This is a genomic window from Prevotella sp. E13-27, assembly GCF_023217965.1.
Taxonomy (GTDB): Bacteria; Bacteroidota; Bacteroidia; order Bacteroidales; family Bacteroidaceae; genus Prevotella.
This window is the reverse complement of record NZ_JALPSC010000002.1, coordinates 1,135,682-1,146,181: the sequence shown is the minus strand read 5'-3', so window position 1 is coordinate 1,146,181 and position 10,500 is coordinate 1,135,682. Positions and strand designations below refer to the sequence as shown.

Annotated in this window: 7 protein-coding genes; all 7 read right to left on the bottom strand. The window is 47.4% G+C overall.

Going from position 1 to position 10,500, the window contains the following annotated elements:
• Nucleotides 1–42 precede the first annotated feature (42 nt).
• Entirely contained in the window at nucleotides 43–1,317 is a 1,275-nt protein-coding gene (locus M1L52_RS13935; RefSeq protein WP_248615638.1) for a hypothetical protein, read from the bottom strand.
• 52 nt (nucleotides 1,318–1,369) lie between these two features.
• Nucleotides 1,370–2,626 carry a hypothetical protein gene (locus M1L52_RS13930; RefSeq protein ID WP_248615637.1) on the bottom strand — a complete coding sequence of 419 codons (1,257 nt, stop codon included), beginning with the start codon at nucleotides 2,624–2,626 and terminating at the stop codon, nucleotides 1,370–1,372.
• A 119-nt stretch (nucleotides 2,627–2,745) separates the two neighbouring features.
• Complete coding sequence (locus tag M1L52_RS13925) at nucleotides 2,746–4,638, bottom strand: hypothetical protein (protein WP_248615636.1); 1,893 nt, start codon at nucleotides 4,636–4,638, stop codon at nucleotides 2,746–2,748.
• Between the two features lie 149 nt (nucleotides 4,639–4,787).
• On the bottom strand, nucleotides 4,788–7,010 hold the full coding sequence (locus tag M1L52_RS13920) for a hypothetical protein (protein WP_248615635.1): 2,223 nt from the start codon (nucleotides 7,008–7,010) through the stop codon (nucleotides 4,788–4,790).
• A gap of 118 nt (nucleotides 7,011–7,128) precedes the next feature.
• A complete protein-coding gene (locus M1L52_RS13915) occupies nucleotides 7,129–8,292 on the bottom strand; it encodes a hypothetical protein (protein WP_248615634.1) in 1,164 nt (387 codons plus the stop codon).
• 17 nt (nucleotides 8,293–8,309) lie between these two features.
• Nucleotides 8,310–8,900 (bottom strand): DUF3575 domain-containing protein, encoded by a 591-nt coding sequence (locus M1L52_RS13910; protein WP_317231502.1) that lies wholly within the window; start codon nucleotides 8,898–8,900, stop codon nucleotides 8,310–8,312.
• Nucleotides 8,901–8,933: 33 nt separating this feature from the next.
• Nucleotides 8,934–10,181, bottom strand: a complete 1,248-nt coding sequence (locus M1L52_RS13905) for a hypothetical protein (protein WP_248615633.1) — start codon at nucleotides 10,179–10,181, stop codon at nucleotides 8,934–8,936.
• Between the last annotated feature and the right edge of the window lie 319 nt (nucleotides 10,182–10,500).

Below are 10,500 nucleotides of genomic sequence, written 5' to 3'. Positions count from 1 at the left end.
TGGTAATATATCGTCTCATCGTCAATTCTCAATTATAAATTCTCAATTAACCACCACCGTTGGGTTGTCCAAGTCCGGTTCCGACAACATATACAAGTACGTCGGATGGATGGTCATATTTATGGTATATCTTTTGCCTCGTCCTGTTAACTTTTGTTCTGTCAGCAAGTCCTTGAGTACCATTGTGTTAGTAGCCTTGCAGTCCTCGCGAATCAGGTTGCCTTTCGTGTCATAGACATCATACTTGCTGGTCAGTATCATCGTCGTGATACCACTCGGCATGAAGTATCCGATGAATGGTTGGTAGCTTGTTGTCAGCTCATGGCCAGCTGAAGCCTCTGACTTCCAGAACTCAAGTCCTTCTTCGTCGCCTGAGCCAATCTCCATGCCTGTTTGCTCGTAGGTGATGCTCTGAATGGGACTCGCACTACCATCGTTGGCCTGCAGCGTAATGGTGATGGTGTTATGATCCTTACTCATTGTCTCGCCAGCCATCGTACTTAGCTGTAGCGACTTCAGTTTAATGGTGCGCATAGTGGCATAGTCGCCATGTACCCTCATCTTGACGCGGATTGCAGCATACAGGTGGTCGAAGAGCAGGAAGACGTAGTTCCTTGGCGCATCTTTCGCTGTTGGCTCTGCTGCGAAAGCGAAGCTACCCCTGCGCAGTCCCTCAACAGTCTCCTTGTCAGTTCCCTCCTTGGCACCTATTGCTACACACAGGTCGCTGGACATCACAGATGGAACGTTCTCCAGCGTCATGATAGCTCCTGTGCTGTATTTGTCGTTTGCGCCACCTGTACCAGGGTCAATATCCGTAAGGGTGTAATGGATAGCGGGCAAGTGTGGTATATAGCCATAGAGGTAGTAGGTAGCCGTTTGGATGTCTTCCACACTCGTGCGCCACTTGCCGCTGCTAAAGAAGAAGTTGCCCATCTTTGGCGCTTGGTCGTTCTGTGTAAAGGCAATACCAATAGGCTGTTTGCCACCCTCGTAGTCCACAAATCCTGAAGGGGCGCTCCAAACTTTGTTGGGCTTGATGGTCTTGATGGGTTTAATGGGCTCATTAGACCTACTAGAACCCTCAGTCCTACTGGATCCACTCGTTCCCTGAAGCTCTTCAAACCAGGTAACATAGCTGGCAACCTCTGGGATAATCGTTCCCTGCGGTGTCTGAGGCTTCAGCTCGTCATCGTCAGACGAGCAGCCCACAAGGCTCATAAGCCCCATAAGCCCTATGAGTCCCATAAGCCCCATTGGTCTCATGAGTCCCATCAGCCTTCTCAGCTCGCTTACTATGGTCTGTTCACTCTTCATTTTACTTAAACCGGCGAAGCCGATTCTTCACTCTTCACTTTTCACTCTTCACTTACCAGTTGTACACCGGTCGGTCCGCTTCCAGTTCTGTCCACGATGTCACGGCATATTCTACCCATCCAATCTCCACGCCACCTTCATCGGTAATCTTGAAGATATAGGTGTAGCTGTAGCCTGGCAGCCACTGCATATATTGTTGCGGCACTACAGCCGTCTTTGTTTCTCCATTTACCTTGACGCTCAGGGTATAGCTGCCCTGCGTATTGTTTGGCAACAACACGTACCAGCCATCGCTGGTCATCAGGCCTGACGACAATGTCACGTAGTTCTTGCTGTCGTCCTCTGGGTCGTAGTCCACGGTAAGGTCTGTTAGACGGGTTGACTTATCTGCATCAACCTCTGTGGTGTACCACTCCTTGGTCTCTGTACCGTCTTTGGGGTAGTGAACCGTTACGGTGCCCTTACGGGCTATCTTTACTTTTTCCTCTTCTGCGGCAGCGACATCTGCTGTTGGCTTGAAGCTGGCATCCGTCAGTTTGATGCCCTCGCGCGGGTACGCGTATTTAAATATGTATCGCACGCGCGTGAGAGGCTTCAAGAACTCCAGAGTCACCGGCTTTCCGAACTTCTTATTAGGGTAGGCTACAGGGTCTCCCGTTGAGAACCACAGTCGCGAGAAGTAGGGGGTAGCCGCGATGTTTGCATCTATTGTGGCTTTATCGACACCACTCGCGTCAGCGCTGAGGGTTAGCTTATATGTCTTATAAGACCCAGAGGTCCAATAGGTCCCGACGCCACCATAGGTTCCCTCAGCTCCACTTGGGGTTCCTGTCACCCCAAAGAAGCGATACGCCTTGGCGCTGAAGTCCCAGTACTTGATGGTCTGTTCTGGATCGGCCTTTATATACTCCCATCCGTTGCTGTTCGTTGTTGTTGTGGCTGCGCTGCCTTCGTGCCAATCTACGGCGTATCCGGGGAACACGGTCTGCATGTCGCCATAGACGTCAGCTACAAATCTCATATCCTTGTATCCCCATACCGTGAACTGCGTAGGTCCTGCATCATGCAGCGGCTTGCCCGCAGCTCTGGTGACTGCATCTTCCTGACTCTCGCTACCACTTAAGCTGATGGCTACTTCCATCGTAGCAGGTGTCTGTGACTGGATCTCAGTCACCTCATCGCTACTGATAGAGCAGGCTGTGAGGCTCATAAGTCCCATAAGTCCTATGAGTCTCTTAAGCCCCATGAGTCTCATTGTGCTCATTAGGCCCAAAGCCATCGCCTTATTATCGTGATAGTTGTTTGTCATTTATTCTTTCTTTGCGCCCAAAGGCCCGGCCTCATGTTGTGCGCAGTTTTTTTCTTTCTTTTCTTTGTAACCCAGCGGGGAGTCGAACCCCGCTGAGTTTATGGTAGAGAGGGTTAGGGCTACTCAGCTACAACCTTGATAATCTTGTAGGTCTTGATCTGTTTGTAGTACTTGGTGCTATTATCACCATTTCCATCAGCCTGTTTAGTATAAACACCGCCAGACTCAGCATAATAGCCAACCTTTGATTGTTCAGTGGTGAGAACCGTACCAGCATCGTATGTAATATACTCGATAGCATAGGTGTTTGTCTTAGCACCTGGCAGCTTCACAGCCTTAATGGTCTTTGTTGTACCATCCTCAGCAGGAACAGAAGATTCAACAGAAGGTGCTTTTGTATCCGTGAAGTATGTTCCATCGCTAGATGTGGTAACATTGGTGCAGGTTATCTTAGCTGATCCAAGAGGTGTTTCAGCCAGTCTTTCAGCTACAGAAGCCTCTGTAATCGGGAAGTTGACGGCGTCAGCTGTTGATACCTGATAAATCTGTACATAATTTGCCTTAGTACTTTCTGTTAACGAAGGAGTCTGAACAGCGCTACCCTTCACGAATGTTGCATAGATATCTGTACCAGTTACATACTCATTCTTGCCGGAAGAGTACTTGCTATCCTTCACACCAAACGTTGTGATGCTCGGCTCGGTAACTGTTGTTATGTACTCAGCTGTGCCGTTCTCATCAACAACCTCAACAGCGTCGAAGGTGATAGGATAGAGATTGTCGTCATTAATCTTAAAGATGTAAGTATAAGCATAGTTGCTCTTCCACTGACAATATGCTGCAGGAACTTCCGCAGTTCTTTCTGCTATATCGATAGTTTCACCCGTATCCTCAGAGATTAACTGGAAATCTATCTTTAACTTAATGTTGGCGTCATTACTTGTGAATGGAAGAATTGTTGTGTATACACCAGTCTTAATGGGTCCTCCATCTGTCTCCTGAACAGACTTGTTAAAAGTCGCTGTTGGAGCCGTAGAACCAATCTCCGTTGCACTTAGGAAGGGGACAGTAGTCTTGGGGAAGCTACCATCAGCTTTTGCAGTCTCAAAATAGGTACCGCTTGCAGGAGTCGTTTCACTCTTCACATTTACAACAGCCTTATTTGAGGGATCCTCATAAGTAACTGTGAATTGTGTATGAGTAGAGCTTCCATCTCCTACTGTTAAGAACTTACCATCAACACCAAAGTTAGTTGTGCTGTTCGAACTATTGTAATATACCTTCGTAATCTTCACCTTATATCCTGGTATAGTCTCGTAAATACCAAAACGAATTTTAGACATAAAGTTGCGGAAACGCATAGTAACATTACCACCATAAGCATTCGTTGCTGTACGGTCTTTACCATTTCCTTGATTAATCACATTACGATCTGCAACGAAGATATCATCTAATGAAGCTCCTGTTTTAACCTCAATTTCATAACCCTTGTTGAAGTCGGAGGATGATGCTCCTGTTGTGTTCTTTGCAATCACGACCTTACCGTTAGTGATATCAGCATCCAAGGCAGACACAGCAGTAAATGTATATTTCGTTGCCGCGTAGTCCCAGTACTTAATAGTCTGCGTTGTAGATAAGTAGGGCGTAAATTGAGTGTAAGGTGTTAAACCCACATACTCCCAGTTCTTGGTATTGGAAGTAGTGTTATAAGCAGTATTAGCTGTGTATTCTACCTTATAATTCTTGAATACTAGATTTGCGTCTGATGCAGCAGCTCCAGTACCTGCCTCATTCTTCTCACCCCAAATGACAAAGCGGTTATTCAGATCTGCAGCGGCATCGCCAGCAGTTTTATCTGCAGCTCTTGTCACTGCGGGAGTATTCATGCTGAAGCTTATCGCTCCCTCACTCTCCGCATTAAGTGCCCTCTGGTCACCTACGAAGTCATTGTCTGAGCAGCTGGCCATAGTCATGATGGCGAGTGCTGTTGCTAATAGATAGTTCTTTTTCATAATTGTAAAGTTTTAAAATGTTATTAATAAATATTGTTATTTGTTCTCTTTGAGGGCACCGGCCCTTTCTTTCATTGTTTTGTTTGTTACTTAGTTTTTTACTTAGTAGCCCGACACGGAGTCGAACCGTGTCGAGCTTATTGAGAGGATTAGCCAACCACCTTAATTACCTTCACAGCGTATGCACCGTTGTTCTTGTTGTAAACATCGAAGTAGAAGTGACCTGCTGTGTAAGTAGATGCCTTGCTTCCAGGAATAGGAGCCTCAAAAAGACCTATTACACTATCACCGACCTTAGTCTGCTTGAAGGTCCAAGATACAAAATCACCATTTGCATCAACATTCTTAACGAAGTAAACCTTACCAGCTTTAGCTTTATCATCATCAGAAGTTTCAGCAACTATGGTAGAAGGATCAACGTCATAGTACTTGTCTTTTACTGATAATTCATTAGTTGCATCGGCTGCAACATGGTAAACCTTCTCATCTGCAGAAGGAATAGTAGTACAATATACATAAGCATATGTTTTGTTAGCAGTCAACTGATCAATATCAATCTTGGCAACCTGACCAGCAGAGATATCAACACCTGCAATCTTTGTGATGGGTTGATCGTCAACACCATTAACAATTTGTGTTTCAGTATTGCTAAGATGAGTAGCATCCTTCGTAAGAGTAATACCATTGCGACCAATTGGGTCAGTAGCCTCCCAAGTATTTGTACGGTTCTGGAGAGCGTCCATTACCTCTGCCTCAGAAGCATTATCCTTACTTACCAAGAAGAGGAGTGACTTTCCAGCAGTATTCAAATCAGCTACGAGAGATGGAGTAGCACCACTGTTGTTCATCACCTGAACATAAACATCCTTTACATCAGTTGATACACCAGCAGTCTGAGATTTGCTGTACTCATCCTTTGCAGCATGGTCATGTCCCTGCTGATAAGTTGTGATAGAGGGAGTAGCAACAGTAGTTACTGTGGTCTGCTCTGCATTGGCATCCACGAAGTTTGTCACAACTGCATCAAAGGTGATGGGGAAGAGACCCTTGGGATCTGTGTTAGTTGTGCTTGTCCAACCATTGGTGTTGTCGCTTATCTTGAAGATATAGGTATAAGCGTAGTTAGGCTGCCATACTGTATAAGTAGAAGGCACTACAGCCTTTGCACCATAAACCTTGATTTCCTCATTAGAACCATCAGTAGAAACAAGTGTATAGTTAACACGAAGAGTCAGAGGTTTGCCGTTGGTGTTGGGGATAACTGCAGTGTAATAATCATCTGCTTTAACACCTGCGAATGATGCAGCAGGAAGATTTCTGCCAAGGTAGATGTTGCCTGCTGTCTCATTTAACTCTGCAGCAGCAAGGTTAGAGAACGCACCAAATTCCTGCGTTGTTGCAGTTGCACTACCAGGAGTAACGGTTACGCTAGCCTTGTTGTAATCTTTAGTCTGCCCAGAAGGTGCATCACGATGAGTTGTACCGATGTGAGGATACATAACAGTTACAGCACCACTCTGTGGGAGCTTGTCCCCACCCATGGTGAAGAGGGTAGCTGCTGTTTCTTTATCATAAGCGAGATCTTCAGGAGCAGTAGGATTTGCATCTGATGTATAGAATCGTACATTCTTAACAGAATAGCCAGGAACGGTCTCATAGAGAGCAACACGAACCTTAGCAGCCATATTTCTGAATGTAAGGGTTACAGGCTGGCCATAATTTGCTTTCAGAACGGTATTTATGTCAGTATAGTAGCACTGCAAGAGGTCTGCAGCACTTGCTGCGGTCAAAGTAAAACCATCTGATGCAAGTGTCGTTCCTTTGTTGATGCGAGTTACCTTCACCTTACCACTTGCAGCATCTCCAGTAGCAATAGCCTCACAAGTACCTGTTGACCATGCGATGAAGTCATACTGATCAGTGCTGTAATCCCAGTACTTGATGCTCTGAACCTTAGCGTCGGTACCACCATCATGGAGAGCATTCCAGGTTTCACCTGTCATACGACTAGTAATACCAGTCTGTTTGCCAACATACTCCCAGTTGTGAGTGTTAGACTTTGTTTCGCCAGCTGTATTGGCTGTGTAACCAACGAGATAGTTGTCGAAAACAACTGTTGTAGAAGGAGATTCTGTCTGTTCAGAACCTTTGGTTCCTTCTACAACGAACATGCCACCGAGCTTTTCAGCAGCAGTAGCGCCTACAAATTCACCCGCACGGGTCCTGTTCGGTAGATTGAATCCGAACTTGATGGCACCATTATCAGCGACATCCTGAGCATTTGGACTGTTGTCACCAACGAAGGCATCATCGGCGCAGCTGGCGAACATCATGGTTGCCAAACCTGCGAGGAAAAAATACTTTGTCTTCATAATTGAAAAGTTTAAAAAGTTAATAAAAAAGTTAATTAAAAAAATTGGTTTTGTTTTCTTTTTTTCTAAGTCCTCGGGGGTCTCGATGGCCACGAGGATTAATTGAGAGGGTGCGAGGTTACATTTCGAATTCGTGGGTTCCACCGTCCTCGAAGTCCTTGACCACGGCATCGAAGCCGGAACCACCAGAGCGGGTGGGGATGGGGACGGTATCTACATCAAGCTCTACGGTGATGACGCCGCCCTTGTAGCGTTTGCGCACCTGGTCTGTGACGTCGAACACGAAGGTGGAGTCGATACCGTTGTTGAACTGCATGGTGAAGTCCATATAGTGGCGATGCTGGTCGTTCACCTCAGAGGCTCGAGTTATCTTGTTCGCTTCGCTGCCACAGATGCCGAAAGTCAACAGTCGGCCACCGATGATGTCCACCAGTTCGCCTTCTTTCTTGCAGTTCTTCTTCAGGTTAGCATTGAAGTACACCGTGATAGCGTCTTCGCCAGCCACATGTGTATTGACATTAGTGCTGCGAGCCATGCCAGAGAGGTCGGCAGTACCATCGATGCTGGTGATACGACCTTTGTTGTTGTGCAGGATGACCTGCGGCAGGTAGATATAGGTGATGGGCAGCAGCTTCATCTTCAGCGTCCTGACCCAGGCGCCACGTTCCTCGTTAAAGACGAAACCCTCAAGGTTCTCATTGATGTCGATGCCCTGTTCGTAGGCAGCAAAGAGTGGTTCAGGCATATTGAACGCGTGGGTATAGCGTGGAGCATTATAGCGAGAAGCATGCATGGTCTGGTTGGTGTAGGCAAAGACGGAATCAAGGGTCGTAGATTCGTCGATGATGATGCTCTGCACACCATCCTTCGTCTTGATGTCGTTCCAAAGCAGCACGTCCCAGAAGCCCCAGTCATAGAGTCCCTGGAAGTGGGTGCCTTCGATATAGGCCCTGATAACACTGGTGTGGGGCGCAAATGGCGTTTGACCTGTGTAGTAGCGGCGCATCTGGAAGGCGGAGGGTTCTGTGTAACCTATCTCACCAAACATAGCCACGTCATATTCGTCCCAGCCGTAATACCACTCTGCCCGCCAGTCGTATTCCACACCAAAGGCTATCTCGTAGTCCCAATAGACATCGAGATCGAGGTCAATCTGAGGCAGGTCCATCGTTGCCTGTGCTGCATCGTAGAGGTGCAACGGTGGCTCAGGGGTGCAGGCTGTAAAGCCAATACCCAGAACGCCCATCAGCCCTATAAGACCCAAGAGGACTCTCTGACCCATTTGTTCAATCCGCTTAATCATGGGTGGTACCTCCTTTCTTTGCTGATGAAGCTCACGCCACGCTTCTGCACTCGACGGTAGAGCAGGTCGTAAGACAGGGTGATGCCGACACGAGTAGGACCAAACCAGCTCCAGCGGTACTGGCGCTTCTTGAATAGTTCGGGCTTATTCGTCCACTTGTAGTAGTAGAGATTGTCGTGATAGGATGTGTTGATGGGGTTCTCGTACTGGTAGGGATCGTACTTACAGTAGAAGTAACCTGCCTGAAGTGAGAACTCGAGGCGCCAGTGACCATTGCGCGACAGTGGCATGACATAGCCGGCACCAAGGCCGCCGCCACCACCTTCACCAACCCAACCGCGTTTGGCATCGAAGCAAATGCCGAAGATGGCAGCATTGGCGTAGGCAGAAAGATACAGTCCTGAGAAGGCTGGTCTGTCACCATTAGCGCCAGTCGATGACTTGAAGTAGTAACGACCCTCCAACTGGTAGTTGCGGAACTGGAAATACTTATGGGCATCGTAGTCCTGATACCAAGGCATGTCGAACGATGCGCCTGCTGTGATGTGTCCCTTCTTAGGATAGTACTCCAGAGCAACATTGGGTATGGGTGCCCATCGGTTGTAGCCAGGAATATAGGCTCAATAGAACAGCAGGTTGGTCTTAATAGCCAGCAACTCGCGGCGAGGAATATAGCAAGATGCTCCACCGTCACAAAGCTCAGGCCAGATGGCCAGCGAATCGAACTGCAGACGGTAGATAGTGTCTATGCGCTCGGCACCTGGCGTGAACTGCACGCGCTTCAGAGTGTAGTCGATACGAGTGTCGGTATGGCGCAGGTAGGGGAGAGCGTGTTTCTTGATTATGGCATACTCCTCAGGATATGTAGTCTTGATGTAGGCCAGCTTGGCGTCGGGCTCGCGGTTGCTATCAATGATACGAAGCAACTCCTCGCGGTTGCCAATGGTAGTGATGGTATCGACAAACATGCGCAGTCCTTTCCAGTCCTCAGCCTCGTAGGAAGTATGGAACAGCGAGGACGGTACGTTGGTGCTGTCGGCAATGAAGCGCGCCAGACTCTTAGTACGTCCACGTGCCAGACGATCGTTGTTGTCATAAGGGCCTTCAGGCGAGGCATAGCCCTTGATGTCGATACGTATAATCCTGATGGTGCTGTCGCGGTTCACGCTGTCTATGGTGTGACGCAGATGACCCAGCTCACGGGCATTGTTGTGATAGTTTGGATATATCTTCGTGAGGTTTATGGGGAAGTCAACATAGGCACGGTCATACAGATGCTGTATTTCCTCTGAGTAGCTGTCGGCTTCCTTGTACACGTTATAAACGGGCGTGGGCGCGCGTAAAATAAAAGATTTGCTGGACAACAGGACCCCACTGGCGCTTACGCGGTCAACACGGAAGGCGAGCGAAGCCGACTGCATCCAGTCAGCAGAGACAACAGTCTGCCCATAATGCATATAGGCGGTAGTGTTCTGGTCTTTATATAATATAGGTAATGGCGGTATGTCCCTGTCTCCCCTGAGCTTATGGTAATAAATCCACTTGTTGTCTATGGTCATGGTGGGGAAGTTCGCTATATTGCCGCCTGACGATAGGTGTGGACTGATAATTACTTGCTCTCCCTGCGGCACCTTGCCGCCCTTCACGGCAAAGCGGAACTGCAACCCGTAGTGGCTCGTGTCAGCAAGAGGCGCCAACTGGATGCTGTCAATATAGACAGACAGTCCGTCGCTCGTGCTTCTCGCCAAAGGTATGACCTTCTGAGCTTGGGCTGCCGAAACGACGAAAAGAAGCAGGGCTGAAAGAATCTTTGTCAGCCATGTTCTCGAAATCGTTTCGAAGGGTGAACTATAATCGTGCAATTTCATGTGTGATCTTTGTCAAAAAGTTATTGGAAAGGGCTTTTTACCCCCTTGGTTGATTGTTGTTTATGTCGCAAAATTAATAAATTTTTCTTAACTACGCAAGAGTTTTGTGTTTATTTTCGGAAAAAATGTTCATTTTATTGATAAAAGGCAAGAAAACTCTCTATTTCATAATGTTTTCTGCTTTGTACAATGGAAATAGTAAGAACGCTCCGAGTGTTTAGTAAGAACGCTCCGAGTGTTTAGTAAGAACGCCAGGAGCGTTTGGTAAGAACTCTCCAAGCGTTTAGGCCAAACGCTTTTTTGTTTATAATTATACTCA